The organism is Kribbella sp. NPDC051952 (assembly GCF_040680855.1).
Lineage (GTDB): Bacteria > Actinomycetota > Actinomycetes > Propionibacteriales > Kribbellaceae > Kribbella.
This window is the reverse complement of record NZ_JBFAXQ010000011.1, coordinates 181,126-198,406: the sequence shown is the minus strand read 5'-3', so window position 1 is coordinate 198,406 and position 17,281 is coordinate 181,126. Positions and strand designations below refer to the sequence as shown.

At 68.1% G+C, this 17,281-nt stretch carries 15 protein-coding genes and 1 riboswitch; of the genes, 1 reads left to right on the top strand and 14 read right to left on the bottom strand.

Going from position 1 to position 17,281, the window contains the following annotated elements:
* Positions 1-252 precede the first annotated feature (252 nt).
* The 5 genes from AB0L70_RS21805 to AB0L70_RS21785 are packed head-to-tail and all read right to left on the bottom strand — an operon-like array spanning position 253 to position 6,949.
* Complete coding sequence (locus AB0L70_RS21805; RefSeq protein WP_363686799.1) at positions 253-1,980, bottom strand: IucA/IucC family protein; 1,728 nt, start codon at positions 1,978-1,980, stop codon at positions 253-255.
* Positions 1,977-3,236: a SidA/IucD/PvdA family monooxygenase gene (locus AB0L70_RS21800; RefSeq protein WP_363686797.1), complete on the bottom strand. Its 1,260-nt coding sequence runs from the start codon at positions 3,234-3,236 to the stop codon at positions 1,977-1,979. Before AB0L70_RS21800 ends, AB0L70_RS21805 begins: the two co-directional genes overlap by 4 nt.
* Before the next feature lies 1 nt (position 3,237).
* Positions 3,238-3,762 carry a GNAT family N-acetyltransferase gene (locus tag AB0L70_RS21795; protein WP_363686795.1) on the bottom strand — a complete coding sequence of 175 codons (525 nt, stop codon included), beginning with the start codon at positions 3,760-3,762 and terminating at the stop codon, positions 3,238-3,240.
* Positions 3,763-3,779: 17 nt separating this feature from the next.
* Complete coding sequence (locus tag AB0L70_RS21790) at positions 3,780-5,399, bottom strand: IucA/IucC family protein (RefSeq protein WP_363686793.1); 1,620 nt, start codon at positions 5,397-5,399, stop codon at positions 3,780-3,782.
* Positions 5,396-6,949: a pyridoxal-dependent decarboxylase gene (locus AB0L70_RS21785; protein WP_363686791.1), complete on the bottom strand. Its 1,554-nt coding sequence runs from the start codon at positions 6,947-6,949 to the stop codon at positions 5,396-5,398. The genes AB0L70_RS21790 and AB0L70_RS21785 overlap by 4 nt, the downstream gene beginning before the upstream one ends.
* Before the next feature lie 177 nt (positions 6,950-7,126).
* Between AB0L70_RS21785 and AB0L70_RS21780 the strand changes: the two genes are divergently transcribed.
* Positions 7,127-8,077 (top strand): tetratricopeptide repeat protein, encoded by a 951-nt coding sequence (locus tag AB0L70_RS21780; RefSeq protein WP_363686789.1) that lies wholly within the window; start codon positions 7,127-7,129, stop codon positions 8,075-8,077.
* Between the two features lies 1 nt (position 8,078).
* Here AB0L70_RS21780 and AB0L70_RS21775 read toward each other — a convergent pair whose 3' ends face one another.
* The 9 genes from AB0L70_RS21775 to AB0L70_RS21735 all read right to left on the bottom strand — a co-directional run bounded on the left by AB0L70_RS21775 (position 8,079) and on the right by AB0L70_RS21735 (position 17,280).
* On the bottom strand, positions 8,079-9,380 hold the full coding sequence (locus AB0L70_RS21775; RefSeq protein WP_363686787.1) for a serine hydrolase domain-containing protein: 1,302 nt from the start codon (positions 9,378-9,380) through the stop codon (positions 8,079-8,081).
* A complete protein-coding gene (gcvP, locus tag AB0L70_RS21770; protein ID WP_363686785.1) occupies positions 9,377-12,208 on the bottom strand; it encodes an aminomethyl-transferring glycine dehydrogenase in 2,832 nt (943 codons plus the stop codon). Before gcvP ends, AB0L70_RS21775 begins: the two co-directional genes overlap by 4 nt.
* A 71-nt stretch (positions 12,209-12,279) precedes the next feature.
* Positions 12,280-12,369, bottom strand: a riboswitch (glycine riboswitch).
* A 15-nt stretch (positions 12,370-12,384) separates the two neighbouring features.
* Positions 12,385-13,245, bottom strand: coding sequence for a dihydrodipicolinate synthase family protein (locus AB0L70_RS21765; RefSeq protein ID WP_363686783.1), 861 nt, complete (start codon positions 13,243-13,245; stop codon positions 12,385-12,387).
* Between the two features lie 51 nt (positions 13,246-13,296).
* Positions 13,297-13,800, bottom strand: a complete 504-nt coding sequence (locus AB0L70_RS21760; protein WP_363686910.1) for a MerR family transcriptional regulator — start codon at positions 13,798-13,800, stop codon at positions 13,297-13,299.
* A 300-nt stretch (positions 13,801-14,100) separates the two neighbouring features.
* On the bottom strand, positions 14,101-14,592 hold the full coding sequence (locus tag AB0L70_RS21755) for a bifunctional nuclease family protein (protein ID WP_363686781.1): 492 nt from the start codon (positions 14,590-14,592) through the stop codon (positions 14,101-14,103).
* A 48-nt stretch (positions 14,593-14,640) separates the two neighbouring features.
* Positions 14,641-15,279 carry a MerR family transcriptional regulator gene (locus AB0L70_RS21750; protein WP_363686779.1) on the bottom strand — a complete coding sequence of 213 codons (639 nt, stop codon included), beginning with the start codon at positions 15,277-15,279 and terminating at the stop codon, positions 14,641-14,643.
* Between the two features lie 55 nt (positions 15,280-15,334).
* A complete protein-coding gene (locus tag AB0L70_RS21745) occupies positions 15,335-15,871 on the bottom strand; it encodes an FHA domain-containing protein (RefSeq protein WP_363686777.1) in 537 nt (178 codons plus the stop codon).
* A 157-nt stretch (positions 15,872-16,028) separates the two neighbouring features.
* Complete coding sequence (gcvH, locus tag AB0L70_RS21740) at positions 16,029-16,409, bottom strand: glycine cleavage system protein GcvH (protein ID WP_363686775.1); 381 nt, start codon at positions 16,407-16,409, stop codon at positions 16,029-16,031.
* 52 nt (positions 16,410-16,461) lie between these two features.
* Positions 16,462-17,280, bottom strand: coding sequence for a DUF881 domain-containing protein (locus AB0L70_RS21735; protein ID WP_363686773.1), 819 nt, complete (start codon positions 17,278-17,280; stop codon positions 16,462-16,464).
* Between the last annotated feature and the right edge of the window lies 1 nt (position 17,281).

Below are 17,281 nucleotides of genomic sequence, written 5' to 3'. Positions count from 1 at the left end.
ACGACCGCAGCGGCGCCGCTCGGCACCCCTACGACACCGTCGTCGGATGGAAGAGGCGGCCTATGGAAGGCGCTTGGTTGCAGACCCTGTTCCGAGCCCGCTGGCACGTGCTTTGTCACACGTCACCTGCACAAGGCAAATGCATGTGAGGTACTTCATACGAGTGGGTCGGTAAACGCAAGTTCCATCGGCGTGTCATCGATGACAGTTTCAGATCAATTGTCAATCGCTTGATTCACCCAGGGCGTCGATTCAGTCGCTTCGGTGGGCGTACAGAGGGTTGGGGATGGTGCCTGTTGCGGGGATGGGTGGGCGGGTGTCTAGGTCGGTGTAGCCGAGGGTTAGGCGGTAGGCGTTTAGGGGGTAGCGGGCGAAGGATTCACCTGTGAAGGCGGTGGCGGCCAGGCGGTCAGCGTGTTCTGGGTGGGTGGTTGTGTAGAGGTCCAGCTCTCCTCGGACCAGGCCCCAGAAAGTGGATTCCGGGATCAGGTTCATGGCGGCTAGGGGGTTCAAGACTCCTAGGAGGAGGGCGTCTACTACGTATTGGCGGAGGATGTGCCAGGGTTTTCGGGGGAGGACTCTGGTGTGGGAGTCTGGCTCGTTGCCTCGGGCATCTATTGGAGTTGACGAGATGTTGATGTCGTCTACTAGGTCTTTTATTACAAGGCGGTTGGGGAGGCCATCAGGGGTGCAGATGATGGCTAGGTTTTCGCCGTGGGGGTTCACCGTGATGCCGTAGTGGTGCATCAGGTGGAGGAGGGGGCGGAGGAGGGTGGCGACGAGGGCGCTGATCCAGGTGGTGGCGTCGACGCCGGAGCGGGTGATGGCGGTGGTGGTGAAGTTGGGGTGTAGGACGGCGGCTAGGGGCCAGATGGATTCGGCTTCTTGGAGGCGGGGGTCTACCGGGTCTCGCCAGATGGTGCCTAGGGTTTCGGTCCATTGGTAGGGGATGCCTGGGGTGGAGGAGAGTTGGGGGTGGCGGACTGTTACGGAGGCGACTTCGCCTAGGAGTTCGGTGCCTAAGTCGGCGAAGGTTTTGTCTCTGGACCAGAGGCCGCGGAGCCATTGGGTGAGCATGGGGGCGGCCAATGTGCAGTGTTCGGGGATGCCTCGGTAGACGGAGGTGTTGAGGATTTTCAGGGGGAGCTTTACCTGGTAGCGGTCGGGGGCGGAGATGTTGACCATGGTGCGGATGGATTGGGTGGGGAGGTACTCGTCCGGGCTCTCCCCCAGGATGACGATTTCGCCGGTGGCGAGTTCCCGGGCCCACTGCGTTCGTACGACGTGGTCGAGTTGCCAGGGGTGGCATGGGAGCCAGACGTAGGTGTCTGGGTCGTCCAGTTGGGCGCGGAAGGCTTCGATCGTGGCGGGGTCCAGTTCGCGGGCGATGACCGCGTGTTCTGAGAGGTCGGGGGTGCCGCGGAATTCGGCCAGGCCTCGGCGGATGGCCAACCAGGTCAAGCGGAGCGGGGTGCGGGCCTCGGGGGCGTAGCGTTCACTGTCGGAGGCAGAGAAGCCCAGGCGGCCCTTGTTGGCTACCAGCAAAGGGTGGCCGGTCAAATGGCCTTCGAGGCGGCTGTGGTGAAGGTCGAGCAGGTCTGCAGCAGGCACGGCGGTGGAAGCCATGCGTACGTCGGCTGCCAGGGTGCTCGTCAGTTCGGCGACGTAGCCGGCCACCGTCGAACCGTCCAAGCCCAGTACGTCGGCTGCCTCGACGAAGAACTGGATCGGGTCGGTTGCGGCCTCGCTCTCGTCGTTGCCGAGGATGCCGGCGGTCGTACGGCGGATGGATGCTGGGTCGACTCGCCAGGAGCCGAAGCCGCCGCGGGTCGCGGTGAAGGTGTAGGAGATCGAGCCGAAGCCCAACTGGAAGTCATCGGGCGCAGCTGAGGAGATCGGTTCGAGGAGGCCTTCGGTGCTGAACTGGCCGATTAGTTTGGCGAGGAGGGCTGAGGAGCAGGCGGTCCAGAGGTCGTTCATCCGGGGATGGCGAAGGTTGTGAAGGCGGTGGACTTGGGGAGGCGGAAGATCTCGCGCCCAGCGACGCTGTTCAGGATGGTGGCGTTGCGGATCGCCCCGATACCGAGGTCCGGTGCCGCGACGCCATGACTGTGCAGATCGGCGTTCGCGACGAACAGACGGCCGGCCAGATCGTCCGAGGTCTGGACGCTGTGGTTCCGATTGATGATCCAGCGCCCCGCCGCATCCCGCCGGATCTGGTCGTCAAGCGACGTCAGGAAAGGCAACGCGCGATTGCGATAGCCCGTAGCCGCCACAACCATGTCGGTCAGATGCTGGAACATCTTGCCGCTGTCCGCGTGCTGCATGGTCATCTCGATACCGTCGGCCCGCGCGACCGCGGACACCACACCCACACCGACCTGCAGCTCCACCGGAGCGGCGCTGAGGTCGCGGGCGTAAAGCACGTCGTGGATGTCCTCCAGGGTGTCCGAGGAGATGCCCTTGTAGTGCCGCCACTGGTCCTTCACCAGCTTGTCCCGCGCGGACTCATCCAGTGCATGGAAATAGTCGACGTACGACGGAGTTGTCATCTCCAGCACGAGCTTCGAGTAGTCCAGCGGGGTGAAGGCCGCCGTACGCGTCAGCCAGGACACGGCCGGTCCATCAGCGCGCAGTAGGTCCAACGTGCACTCGGCACCGGACTGTCCAGACCCGACGACGGTGACACGTCCAGACGCCAGCAGGTCATCCCGCCGGAACAGGTAGTCCGCAGAGTGCAGGAAGCGCTCGGACGGCAGCCCCGACAGCGCAGCCGGCACGAACGGCTCAGTGCCGACACCAACCACCAGATGGCGTGCCTCGAATGTCTCGACGGCGTCGCCGCGCTCCACTGTCAGCTCGAAGTACGACCCGTTCCAGGAAGCGTCGCGTACGTGGTGACCGAAGTGCAGTGAGTCCAGCTGGGCCGCACACCACCGCAGGTACGTCTCGTACTCGCGCCGCGTCGGGTGGAACTTCTCCCGTACGTAGAACTGGTACAGGCGGTCGTTGTCCTTCAAATACGATAGAAACGACAGGTGGTGCGCCGGCTCCACCAAGGAGACCAGGTCGGCCATGAACGACACCTGCAGCATGGCGTCCTCGAACATGAGCCCCCGGTGCCAGGTGAACTCCGGCCTGCTGTCCAGCACTGCGACGTCCACGTCGACACCCGACGCCAGCGCGGCCAGTCCGAGGTTGAACGGCCCACAGCCGATCGCGATCACGTCGTACATGTCAATCCTCCACGGTCCTGGTGCGGACCATCAGTAGTGCGGTCTTGTCGGGCAGCTGTAGCTCCCCTTGCTGGACAAAGCCGGCCGCGGCGAACGCGCGCACGGACGGCAGGTTCTCGACGTCTGGTTCGGCCACGACGCGCAGGCAGGCCGGATCGGCTAGCAACAGCGCATCAGCCAGCGCGCGCAGGAGTTGACGGCCCAAGCCACGACCGACCCGGGTGACGTCGCCGATCGCCACGTGTACACCCCAGTCACCATCCAGAGCGCTGTAGTACTCGGCCAGGCGGTCATGCCGGACCCGATAAAGCTCGACGTACCCGAAGTCCTCTGCGTCGACGGCGGCGACGCATGGGACGGAGTGCTCTCCCGCTGCCTGCCGTTCGATCTCCTGCGCCCAGTGCTCCACCGACCAGTTCTGGTGCCACCACTGCTGGATGTGCGGCTGCGCCATCCACAACGCGATCTTGGCTGCGTCTTCGGAGCCGGCCGGGCGGAGGTCGAAGCCGTTGTCCAGGTGGAGCATCGGCTGAGTGTGGCACCTCATCGGAGCGGGTTCGGGATGTCGAGGTAGACCGACTGAGCATCCAGTGGCGCGACCACCTCGTCGATCCCGCGCAGCCGGGTCATCATGTTGGCCTTGCACGGCAGTGTGTCCGCCTCGAGCCACCGCCGGGCCAGCCGATCACCGGATGGCCCAGCCGCCTCAAGCAACGGCAGTGCAAGCGTCAACCGCTGACGCACCACCTCGAGTAGCAAGGCCTCGTCCGCGATCCCGTCCGCCGCCAGGCAGCCGACCACGGCCAGCGCCTGGTTGTGCAGCAGGTAGTAGGTCAGTCGATCGTCGACAATCGGATCGTCGACGACGGCAAGCGTCGAGTCACGCAGGCCGGTCACGGCCAACAGACCACGCAGGTACGACGAAGCCAGGTAGTACCCCTGGTTGTCGCGATACGCCCCACCCTTGATCCGGCCGAGCCCGTCCAACCGCACCAGCGTGTTCTGCTGATGTGCCTCCAGTCCGATGCCGGTCTCGGCGTACAGGTGCAGCATCGGGATCAGCACGTGGTCGATGTACGCCGTCACCCACGCGACCGGGTCCTCCGCGGCGAACGCGCTCAGCCGGCTGACCCCATCGGGCCGCGGCGCGACGAGTCCGGCCAAACATTGATAACTGTTGACGTCTGCCGGCACCTCTCGTACAGCAACGTCAAGACCAGTCAATGTTGGTCCACCTTCGTCAAGAGCAACCCAGGCCGGGTCGCGGACGATCGTGAACCGAGGATGCGCGGTCGCCGTGCCCGCGTTGTACGCCGCATCGAGCAGCCGGTTGATCTCCAGCCCGCGACGCAGCTCGGTCGGCGTCGACTCACGCCGGGAGTTGGTGATGCGCAGCCCGAGCGAAAGCTTCAGCATCACGGGCTGATCCGGGTGGAAAACGGTCCGCAGACTCGAGGTCGGGTACCACTCCGGTCCCGCAGGTCCGAGCGCCTTCACCCGGCCCTCGTCGATCAGCGACGCCACCCGCGGACGCTGCAGCAGCGACGCCGCCTGCCACGGGTGCGCCGGGATCAGCACCCGCCCGGCCGACGGGGTGATACCGGCCAGCGCGCCCATCAGCTGCACGGCGTCCAGTCCCTGCAGCGAGGGCGCGCCGGCCACCTGGTCCGACGACACCAGCTCGGCGTCGGCTTCGAACCAGTGCACCGCGAAGCGGCCGCCGAGCTCCGGCGAGTACGCAGCCAGCTCGGCACCGCTCAGCCCGTCCCGGCTCTTCGGCGCCGGGTGATTCAGATGCCCCAGCAACAACGCCTGCTCGACCTCGAGGAAACGCCCCGGCCCCCGCTCACCGCCGGCCTCGGCCAGGAACCGCGAGACATTGCGCACCGACTCCGCCGTCCGAGCCGCCAGGTCGTCGATCTCCGCCGGATCCGCATCGACCGACAGCAACCGCACCAGGTCCTCAGGCGCCGTCGGTACGCCGTCCACAAGTACGTCGGCGAACTGGTGCAAACCCGTCCGCGACGCGTGCTCCACCCGCGCGGTCACGGTCGAGTTGCCCACCTTCAGCGTCAACGGCCCGACCGAGACCGGTACGGACGTCTCCCGCGTATAACACCGCAGGATCGCATTCAGATGAGCCGAAACTGCAGGTGAGATCACGCCGCTCCTTCACCGCTGTCCGAAACACTGGCCGGCACACCGTCCGAAACGCTGGCCGAAACACTCGCCGCAACGCTGTCCGCCAGCACATCGCGGCCGGTTGCCACGACGAGGTCGAGCAGTTCCTCGATGTCCGTCGCGGTGGCGTTCGGGTTCAGCAGCGTCAGCTTCAACGCGACCACGGCCGGCCGGCCGCCTCGGGCCGGCAGTTTGGTCCGGCCGATCAGCGCCCGTCCGGACGTCAGCAACCGGCGCCGGACCTCACCCTGGAGCGCGTCCAGCACAGCCGGCTCCAGCCCCTGCCCGGCGACCCGGAACAACACCGTGGTCAGGGTCACCGGCGCCAGCAACTCAAGGTTGCTGTCGGCAACGACCCGGGCCGCGGCGGCATGCGCGAGCTCGTGACAGGTGTCGAGCATTGTGCCCAGTCCGGCCCGTCCGTATGCCGTCAGTGTGGTGGCGACTTTGACCGCATCCGGACGGCGCGTGGTCTGCAGGCTGCGGCCGAGCAGACCGTCCAGGCCGGAGTCGATGTCGTCGGCCGGGTTCAAGTAGTCGACGGAGCGACCGAGGGCGGAGAACCGGTTCCGGTCGGCCACCAGCAGCACGCTGGTGGCGGCCGGCTGCCAGCCGATCTTGTGCAGGTCGAGCGTGACCGAGTCCGCCAGCGGCAGGTCCGACAGCAGCGGTGCGAGCCGGTCGGAGAACAGCGCCCCGAACCCGTACGCCGCATCCACGTGCAACCAGACTCCGTACTGCCGCGCCAACGAAGCGATCGGCGCGATCGGGTCCACCGACCCGAAGTCCGTCGTACCGGCGGTGGCGATGACGGCCACCGGCGTACGGCCGGGCTTGGCGAGCTCGTCGGCCAGGACGTCGGTGCGCATCCGGAAGTTCTCGTCGGAGGCGATCGTGATCGCCGCCTCCTCACCGAGCCCGAGGGCGGCGCAGGCTCGCTGGACCGAGAAGTGGGCGAGCTCGGAGCAGACAACCACCGGGTGCTCCAGTCCCTGCAGACCATTCCGTCGTACGTCGACACCCGCGGCGGCGGCCGCTGCATCGCGAGCGATCAGTACGGCGAGGAGGTTCGAGATCGAGCCGCCAGGCGTCAGTACGCCGTCCGCCGCCGGACCGAACCCGGCCAGGCCGGCCAGGGCCTTCACGACCCACTGCTCGATCGCCAGCGTCGCCGGACCGGAGTCGTACGTGTCCATCGAGGCGTTCGAGGCCGACGCCAGCGCGTCCGCGTCCACTGCGACCTGCAGCACCGGCGGCTGCAGGTGCGCCGCCGCGTGTGGGTGACTCAGGTCGATCCCGTTCTCCTCGAGCAGCCCCGCGATCAGGTCGAGCGCGGCCGACTCACCAACCCCGGTCGACGGGATCCGCGGCTCCCCCAGCACCTCGGCCGCCCGGCGCAGCACCGCTCCCGGCGAACCGTGCGGCAACGGTCCACGTTCGCGGTCCGACACCGTCGAGGCCAGCGGCCAGCGTGCGGCGAACGGATCGCGAACGGGTGCGGGCAGCGCGGTCAGACGCGCAGGCTGCGACATCCAGATCTCCCGGGAAGTTGTCGAGTAAGGCAAGCCTTACTAAGGCAGCCCTAACTTTTGCCCGGCTCACACACCGTGTCAACTCAGCCACGGCCGAAGTGGCGATCCTCACGAGTCGAGGCAACGCCGGAGCCCTTTCGCGCATCTCATCCAGCAAGACCCGGGAGGGGGTTCGTGATGACGAGTGTGCGAGAAACGTACATCCGCGGGATCGTCCAGACGGTAGGCGCGCTGGCCGTGGTCGCGGGCATCGTCGGCTGGATCGCCGGATGGCGGCACGGCCACGGTGTGATCACCCTCGGGCTGATCGTTTACCTGTCCACGTTGTTCACTCCGAGACTCAGCCTCAGCCGGTCCTGGGGTGCCCTGGAACTGATGCGCGCCGAGAAGAGCACCGGCGAGGACGCCCTCGAGCACCTGGAGAGCGCCGTCGGCAGCTTCCGGAAGTACGCGACCAAGCGGCCTGCTGAAGCCAGGTATCTGGCGAACGCGCTCGACAAACAGTGGAACCTGCTTCACGAGCTGGACCGCCACGAGGACGCGCTTCCGGTCATCCAGGAGGCCGTCGAGACCTGGCGGCAGGTTGTGGCCGGCGAACCGTACTACCGCGAGCAGCTGGCCCGGTCACTGAACCATGCCGCGGTCACCTTCAGCCGGCTGGACCGCGAAGAGGAAGGGATCCCGATCAACGAGGAGGCGGTCGTCCTCACCCGGTCACTGATCACCGAGCACGAGGAGCTGCTCGCGCTCAACCTGTCGAACCTGGTGATCGCCCTGCAGGACCGCGAGCGGTGGGAGCAGTCCGTGCCGGTCGCTCAGGAGGCGTATGCGACGTACCGGCGCCTCATGAAAACCCGGCCGGAACTGCTCGAGCTCACCGCCCGGGCCGCGGAGCAGCTGACCAAGGCACACGATGCGCTGGGTGAGTTCGAGCCCGCCGTGGTGGCCGGCGAGCAGGCGCTGCCCCTGTTCGAGGAGCTCGCGGTGGACGACCTCAGCTGGCTGAACCGCCTGATCACCTCGATCGAAGAGCAGGCGTTCCGGCTCCATCGGGTCGGGCGTTCCGACGAGGCGCGACGACTCGAGTTGAAGGGCGTCGCTCTCCGCGAGAAGTTCGCGGACCTGTGAGTCAGGCGCCGTACGGCGTCCTCGTCAGCACAAACGTGGCGACGTTCAGGTGGGTGATTGTGTCGCCGTCGCGGAGGACGTGCAGCTTCTCACCGGCGAGGTAGCCGTCACGACCCAGGTAGAGGTCGGGACCCAGCGGCGAGAACCGAGTCGTGAGGCCGCCGCTGAGTTGGAGGATGCCGGCCGAGACCGACATCTCGACCGGGGTGTTCCCCCAGTACCAGTGCCCCAGGAGCTCCTCACCTTGCGACAACGCCGGCTCCGGTAGCCACTCCGGCGGGAGGCTGGGCTCGAAGGCGGTAACGGTCGCGATGAGGTCAGGCGGGAGGGACGCGACCCGGCCGTAGGTTGCGTTCCCGAGGGTGACAGCACCGATCCGGCGGACCCGGTCGACGAACAGACCCGCCAGGAACCCGGGCATCGAGCCGGTGTGGCCGATCAGCAGGTGCGGGTCGGCCGCGATCAGCCGCAGGCCCAGCCCGTACGACGCGGTCAGCCCTTCCCGTGGATCCGTGGCCACCGGCGCCGCCATCTCCTCGACCGTGTCGCGGCTCAGCACCTCATAGACCGGATCGATCCAGAACGCCGCATAGCGGGCCAGATCCTCGATCGTGCTCCACATCTGACCGGCCGGCGCCATCGCACCCGAGTCGTACGCCGGCTCTTCCACCAGCTGCCCACTGAACGGGTGCACCGAGAAACCTTGCGCAGCGGCTCCGGTCGGGAAGTACGTCGTACGCCGCATCTCCAGCGGATCGAGAATGCGCTTCTGGACGAGTTCGAGCCAGGACTCGCCCCGCAGGCGGGCCACGATCTCACCGAGCAACGCGTAGCCGAGGTTCGAGTAGTGGTGCCTGCGATCGGCCGGACCGACCGCCTGCGACTCGTCCATCGCGGCGGTCAGTTCGTCGAACGAGACGCCCGGATTGCGTTCCCACCAAGGGCCTTCGGGCTCGGCGTTCATCCCGCCGCTGTGCGCGAGCAGGTGCCGGACTGTCCGGTCGCCGAACGCGATCCCGGGCAGATGCTTGCCCACGGCATCGTTCAGCGCGAGCAGCCCGTCGTCGCGGCACTGCAGCACCAGGACGGCCGTCAGCGTCTTCGTGATCGACCCGATCCGGTACTGCACATCCGGTCCCGGGGCGGCCCCGGCCGCGGTCGCGAACCGCCCCCGCGACCCGGTCCACACCAGCGAACCATCGCGGACCACGCCGGCATTGACCGACGGCAACTTCCATTCGCTCTGCGCCACCGCGATCTCGCTGAGGAGCGCGGTGGCGGTGTCAGGTCGAACCTGGGTCACTCAAAGGCCTCCGGGGCTGGGCAGGAGCAGATCAGGTTGCGGTCGCCGTACGCACCGTCGATCCGGCGGACCGGCGGCCAGTACTTCGAGGCGCGGTCCACGGAGCGCGGGAACGCCGCCTCCTCGCGAGTGTAAGCGTGCTCCCACTTGTCGTTGATGACCGACCCGGCCGTGTGCGGCGCGTTCACCAGCGGGTTGTCGGCGGCCGGCCACTCCCCCGCGGCGACCCGGTCGATCTCGTGCCGGATCGCGATCATCGCGTCGCAGAACCGGTCGAGTTCGCCGAGATCCTCGGACTCGGTGGGCTCCACCATCAGCGTCCCGGCGACCGGGAACGACATCGTCGGTGCGTGGAAGCCATAGTCGATCAGCCGCTTCGCGACGTCGTCGACACTGATCCCGGTCTCCTTGGTCATCGGCCGCAGATCCAGGATGCACTCGTGCGCGACCAGCCCGTTCTCACCGGTGTAGAGCACCGGGAACGCACCCTCGAGCCGCTTCGCCACATAGTTCGCGGTCAGCACCGCGGCCTTGGTCGCGTTGGTCAGACCGTCAGCGCCCATCATCCGGATGTACGCCCACGAGATCGCCAGCACACCCGCGGAGCCGAACGGCGCCGCGCTGATCGGGCCGACGCCGGAGTCCGGACCGGCCTGGTCCAGCAGCGGGTGGTTCGGCAGGTACGGCGCCAAGTGAGCCGCGACGGCCACCGGGCCGACACCCGGACCGCCACCACCGTGCGGGATGCAGAACGTCTTGTGCAGGTTCAGATGCGAGACATCGCCACCGAACTCACCGGGCTTGGCCAGACCGAGCAGCGCGTTCAGGTTCGCGCCGTCGACGTACACCTGGCCGCCGTTGTCGTGGACGACCCGGCAGACCTCGGTCACACTCTCCTCGTACACCCCGTGCGTCGAGGGGTACGTGATCATGATGGCGGCCAACCGGGCGGCGTGCTCAGAAGCCTTCGCCCGCAGGTCGTCCAGGTCGATCGTGCCGTCGTCGTTGCCCTTGACAACGACAACCTTCATGCCGGCCATCACCGCGGACGCGGCGTTGGTGCCGTGCGCGCTGGCCGGGATCAGGCAGACGTTCCGCTCGAGGTCGCCCTTGGCCCGGTGGTACCCGCGGATCGCGAGCAGCCCGGCGAGCTCACCCTGCGAGCCCGCGTTCGGCTGGATCGACACCTTCGCGTACCCGGTGACCTCGGCCAGCCAGCGCTCCAGCTGGCCGATCAGCTTCACGTACCCGGCCGCGTCCTCGATCGGCGCGAACGGGTGCAGGTCCGCGAACTCCGGCCAGGTGACCGGCTCCATCTCGGTGGTCGCGTTCAGCTTCATCGTGCAGGAACCGAGCGGGATCATCCCGCGGTCCAGCGCGTAGTCCTTGTCGGACAGCTTGCGCAGGTACCGCAGCATCGCGGTCTCGGACCGGTGCGTGTTGAAGACCGGGTGCGTCAGGTACTCCGTCGTCCGCGGCACCGCGATCGCGGGGGCGGCCAGCGAGTCGTCGTACTGGACGCCGAACGACTGGCAGACGCGCGTCAGCGTGGCGACATCGGTCTTCTCGTCGCAGGAGATGCCGACGTGGTCCGCGTCGACGAGCCGGAGCCAGATCCCGTTCTGCCGGGCGGCGTCGACCACGTCGGACGCACGGCCCGGGACCCGGGCAAGCACGGTGTCGAAGAAGCTGTTGTGGACAACCTCGACCCCACCGGCCTGCAGCGAGGTGGCCAGCTTGCCGGCGTAATTGTGCACACGCTCCGCGATCGCGCGAAGGCCGTCCGGTCCGTGGTAGACGGCGTACATCGACGCGACCACGGCCAGCAGGACCTGCGCCGTACAGATGTTGGACGTCGCCTTCTCGCGGCGGATGTGCTGCTCGCGGGTCTGCAGCGCCAGCCGGTACGCCGGTGCGCCGTCGGCGTCGACCGAGACACCGACCAGGCGACCGGGCAACGACCGCTCGAGACCGGTCCGGACGGACATGAAGCCGGCATGCGGACCGCCGTAGAACAGCGGTACGCCGAAGCGCTGCGAGGACCCGATCACGATGTCCGCGCCGGCTTCACCCGGAGCCTGCAGCACCGTCAGCGCGAGCAGATCCGAGGCGACCGCGACCAGGGTGTCGCGCTCGTGCGCGGCGGTGATCAGCGGCTCGAGGTGACGGACCACACCGCCGGAGCCCGGGTACTGCACCAGGAAGCCGAAGAAGTCGCCCTCCGGCAGCCCACCGGTGGTGTCGGCGACGACGACCTCGATGCCGAGCGCCTCGGCCCGGGTCTTCACGACGGCGATCGTCTGGGCAAAGCAGTCGGCGTCGACGAGGAAGCGGTCGGACTTACTCTTCTTGTTCGACCGGTGCGCCAGCGTCATCGCCTCGGCGGCCGCGGTGCCCTCGTCGAGCAGCGACGCGTTCGCGGTCGGCAGCCCGGTCAGGTCGGAGACGACGGTCTGGAAGTTCAGCAGGGCCTCGAGCCGGCCCTGCGAGATCTCCGGCTGGTACGGCGTGTAGGCGGTGTACCAGGCCGGGTTCTCGACCAGGCGGCGGACGATGACCGACGGCGTAAAGGTGCCGTAGTACCCCTGCCCGATCATCGAGGTGGCCACGGTGTTGCGGGCCGCCAGCTGGCGGAGCTCGGTCAGCGCGTCGACCTCGGAGGCCGGTTCGGGCAGCCGGAGCGCTTCGGTCGAGCGGATCGACGCGGGGACGGCGGCGTCCACCAGCGCGTCGACGTCGTCGTACCCGAGCAGCTGGACCATCCGCGCGACCTCGTCCGGGCGTGGCCCGATGTGGCGGTCGGCGAAGATTGCTGAGAGTTCGGTCATCAAGAGGCTCCGTTGCTGACGTGCTTCCGGTCGCCTCCCCCTCTGTCACGCAGCGCGCGCTCCAGAGTCGCCTGTGGCACTCGGTCCATGGGCCTGAGAGGTTCCGGGGAGGAATTGCCCCTTCGGCGCCCGGTTGAACGGGTCTCTCCCGAGTGCTGTGTACGGCGGTTCCGAGGCTACCAGGAATCCCCGAACAGTTCGGGCAGCAGCCGCCGAGCGGTCGGCCGCGCGGCGTTTACCTCGGCCTGGGTCGCCGCAGTCATCGGCCAGCGGACCCGCGTGCCGACGTCCGCCCAGCCCCCGACCGCGGCCAGGAACTTGTCCAGCGCGGGGTTGGACAGCCCGGCCTTCTGCAGCGGTACGACGTGCTGCCCGAAGAACTCGCTGATCCGCCATTCGACGTCCAGGTCGTGAGCCGTCCGGACCGCGCCGTTCGGAGACATGGCCGCCACGTTGGAGTAGCTACCGTGCGCGCCGAGTCGCGACATGCTCGCGAGAAAGTGGCCGGGGACAAAGATCGACAACCCGGACTTGGTTGCCTCTTCGAACCAGGCCGCATCCCCACCCGCGGTCTTCAACCCGATCAGGCTGGGCACTGCCTCGGCCAAACTCGCCAGCAACCGCGGCGCAACCGGCGTCTTGGCGTGGGGCGGGTTGTAGAGGACCAGCGGAACCTCGCCGGCGACCTCGGCGGTCCGGCGCAGGAAGTCCAGCACCTCGCGGTCGTTCAGCGACAGCCAGTCGGGGACGATCACCTGGATCGCACCCGGCTCCAGCGTCGCAGCCCGGCGGACGCGATCCAGCTGGAGCTGGGCGGACGGATGACTCGCACCGATCTGGAAGGACTTGCCGGTCCCGGCCAGTACGCCGTTGATCCGGTCGAACTCGTCCTCGGTCAGGGTCTGGAACTCCCCCGCCGTCCCGTGGGCGTAGAGCCCGTCGAGCTCGGTCCCGGCCAGCGTCTCGGCCTGGGCCTCCAATCGCGCGAAGTCGATCGAGTCGTCGGCGTTCAGGGGTAACAACAGAGTCGCCCACACACCACGGAGCGAATCAGCGGTGAGTGGGCGCACAGAAGAATCTGTAGCAGCTCAGCCGGTCATGCGGGCGCGGCGACGGGCGGCGAGCTCGTCGTTCGCGTGCGAATCGGCGTCGCCGTCGTGACCGTCGGCACGCTCGGTCGGCAGCTCGGAGAGCGACCCCTCGACCTCGCGCCAGACGCCACCGAGGGCGATGCCGAAGACACCCTGGCCACCGGCCAGCAGGTCGATCACCTCGTCCGGCGAGGTGCACATGTACACCGAGGCGCCGTCGCTCATCAGCGTGATCTGGGTCAGGTCGTCGATGCCGCGCTTGCTCAGGTGGGCGATCGCCGTCCGGATCTGCTGCAGCGAGATGCCGGCGTCGAGCAGACGCTTGATCACTTTCAGCAACAAGACGTCACGGAAGCCGTACAGCCGCTGCGTACCCGAACCCGTTGCCGGGCGGACGGACGGCGAGACCAGACCGGTGCGGGCCCAGTAGTCGAGCTGACGGTAGGTGATCCCAGCCGCGGCGCACGCGGTCGGACCGCGGAATCCGACGTCTTCCGGCATCGGCCGCAGATCGTCGTCGAAGAGCAGACCCTGGACACCGGCGGCAGCTGCCGCCTCAGCGCGTGCTTCGGACGTCGACTGCGCCGTCAGATCCGTGTCCCCGGTGCGTGTCACGCCTGAGCCTCCCTGGGTACCGACTGGAACGGTTCACATCCGTGGAGTGACAACACCCCACGACTCCTTCAAGGTAAGCCGATGACCAGGGAGGGTCAACGACAACCGCATCGAGCCGGGAGCGTGTCGCGGCCGTCGTACGAATCGTTACCTGTCTGGTCTTGTCCCGCCGGCGCCGGTTGAGCGTCAGCTTTTGTCGAAGTCTTCCGGTGTCACCTGGTCGAGGAACTCGCGGAAGCGCTCGACCTCCTCCTCTTCCTCCACCTCGTCGGCGCCCGTCTCACTCTCCGGGACGGGAATGCCCGCCTCGGCCAGAATCTCCTCGGCGCAGAACACCGGCGTACCCGTCCGCAGCGCCAGCGCGATCGAGTCCGACGGCCGGGCGCTCAGCTCGGTCTTGTCGTCGAAGACCAGGATCGCCTCGAACACGCCGTCGGTCAGGTTCACGATCCGGACCTGGCTGAGCGTGTGCCCGAGCACCCGGATCGCCTCGGCGAACAGGTCGTGGGTCAGCGGCCGCGGCGGCTCCATGCCTTGCTGGGCGAAGGCGATCGCACTGGCCTCGGCCGCGCCGATCCAGATCGGCAGGTACCTCTCCCCGCTGACCTCTTTCAGCAGCACGATCGGCTGACTCGAGGGCATCTCCACCCGGACTCCGACCACGTCGACTTCGCGCACACCTTCAGCCTACTCTGCGGGCCAGGCCCGGGCAGGCCCACGGGGTGGCTACTTGGGTAGCCGGGACCGGACCAGTGCCGCGTGCAACCGGACCGCGAGCGCGGCCAGCTCCTCGGTCTGCTCCGTACGCCGGGCTCCGGTGACCTGCTCGATCAGGCCGACCTCGCGATCGGCCGCCGTACGGAACAGGCGCAGGTGCCGGGGCTCGATCCCGTACGCCGCGAACTCCGCTGCCAGCCGCGCGATCACGATCGCGTCGCCGCCGTAGTGGTTGCCGCTGGCCACGACCAGGCCGTGGCCCTCCACCTCGGCCAGCAGCTCGGGCGAGATCGCCGCGGCGGCGCGCAGCTCGTCCCGGGTCAGCCGCAGATCGGTGCCGGTGGCACCGAAGTCGTCGGAGACCGGCAGCCCTGGGGTCTGCGGCAACGAACTCGGGGCGACCGGTGCACCACCGGCCGCCGGGCGCAGACCGCGGTCGATCGCGCCGAGGTGTTCCTTGATCACCTTCAGTGGCAGGTACTGGTCGCGTTGCGCGGCCAGCACGTACCGCAGCCGGTCGACGTCGGTGGTGCTGAACTTCCGGTAGCCGGACGCGGTCCGGCCCGGCGTGACCAGTCCCTCGGCCTCGAGGAACCGGATCTTCGAGATCGTGACGTCGTCGAACTCGGCCTGCAGGAGCTGCAGCACCGCTCCGATGCCAAGACCTCCCGGGGGACCTCCCGAGGGGCCTTCAGCAGTGGGCTCAGGCTTGGCCACTGGCGTAGTACACCAGCCGGTACTTACCGATCTGGACCTCGTCGCCGTTGCTCAGCTGAACCTCGTCGATCCGGTCGCGGTTGACGTAGGTGCCGTTCAAGCTGCCCACGTCGCGGACCTTCACGCCGGACGTGTCCCGGCGGAACTCCGCGTGCCGGCGGGAGACGGTGACGTCGTCGAGGAAGATGTCGCTGTCCGGGTGCCGGCCGGCGGTGACCACGTCGACGTCGAGCAGGAACCGGCTGCCCGCGTTCGGGCCGCGCTGGACGATCAGCAGGGCCGACCCGGCCGGCAGCGCGCCGACCGCGGCCTCGTCGTCGGCCGACAGCGGCTCGCCGGTGCGCTCGGGCTCCGGCTCCGCGCCGATCGGGGTCAGCATCGCGGTGTCGGTGACACCGGTCGCCGGTGGCGGGGTCGCCGGGGCTGCCGCCGGGCGGTCCGCGCCAGGAAGCATCGCTCCGCACTGCGAGCAGAACCGGCTGCCCTCGGAGTTCTCGTGCCCGCACTGGTTGCAGAACGGCATGCTGTGATCCTCCCGATCGCCGGTGGTCCGGCGACGTTTTCAATAGACCCCGTGTGAACAAGTGTGGACGCAGATTCGCAGACCTCAACCCTCGACCAGCGGTTGAGGTCTCGACAACCTATCAGGAGCGGCTGCGCCTGCTACCGGCCGCCCGCGGTCAGCTCGGGTCGAGCTGGCCCTGGTAGGTCTCCGCGTCCATCAGCGCCTCGACCTCGGCGTCGTCGTCGACCTCGATGTCAAGCAGCCAGCCCTCGCCGTACGGGTCGGTGTTGACCAGGTCCGGCTGGTCGGCGAGTGCCTCGTTGACGGCCCGCACGGTGCCGTTCACCGGGGCGAACAGGTCGCTCACACTCTTGGTCGACTCCAGCTCACCACACGAGTCGCCGGCCCGCACCGCGGTGCCGACCTCGGGCAGCTGCACGTAGACGATGTCACCGAGCGCGTCCTGCGCGAAGTCGGTGATGCCGACCCGCACCGGTCCCTCGCCGGCCTTCACCCACTCGTGCTCGGCCGTGTACTTCAGGTCTTCGGGGTACACCTTCGTCCTCCATCGATAAGGGCACAGCGTCAAAGCTTGGCAATGATCGCAGCTACTTGGTGGGGCTGGGCGCCGGGCGAGCGTAACGATGCTCCTCGGCCGCGTGCAAGGCGGTCACCGAGACCGTGTCGAGCTCGTTCACGTCGGCCGTTCCACCGACCTGTGGACCGGTCACCTCACTGACCAGGCCGCCCGGGAAGTTGGCCGCCTCGGCCAGGTTGTGCGAGTCACCGATCGCCTCCACCACGTACGGCGAGACCAGTTTCTGGCCGTCGACCTTGATCCCCGGTGCCTCGTCGACGAAGTCCGTACTCGCGACCACCCGGGCCGAGCCGTTGATCTGGATCGCCTCGGCGCCGGCGTCGCGGAGCTCCTCGATCGCGTCCAGCAGGTTGCTCGAGGTCATCTTGCCCTCGGGGTCGTTCAGCGTGATCCGGACGCCCGGTCCCTGGGCGGGCAGCGTGCCGGCCAGGATGCCGAGCACCCGGACCTGCGCCGCAGCCTGCTCACGGGCGGTCTGGGCCTTGTCCGCGCTGGAGGACAGCGAGTTCTTCCGCTCCTCCAGCTCGGCGATCTCACCCTCCAGGCGGCGGGTGTTCTGGCCGAGGCCGTCGAGGATCGCGATCAGGTCCTCGCGGCGGGCGTTCTGGTAGCCGTCGTCGGCCCGGTTGACCCGGACCTGGACGACGGCCATACACGCGACCAGGGCAAGGACGACGGCCACGATCGCCTGACCGCGGGACGGCTTGAACCCGGACCGCAACCGCCGCAGCGCCAGGTTCGGCCGCTTCGGTTTCGGCATCGGCGTCGGCTCGGCCGGCTGCTTCGGCTCGACCGGTTCGGGCGTGGGCCCGGGTTTGTCGTCGCTCATG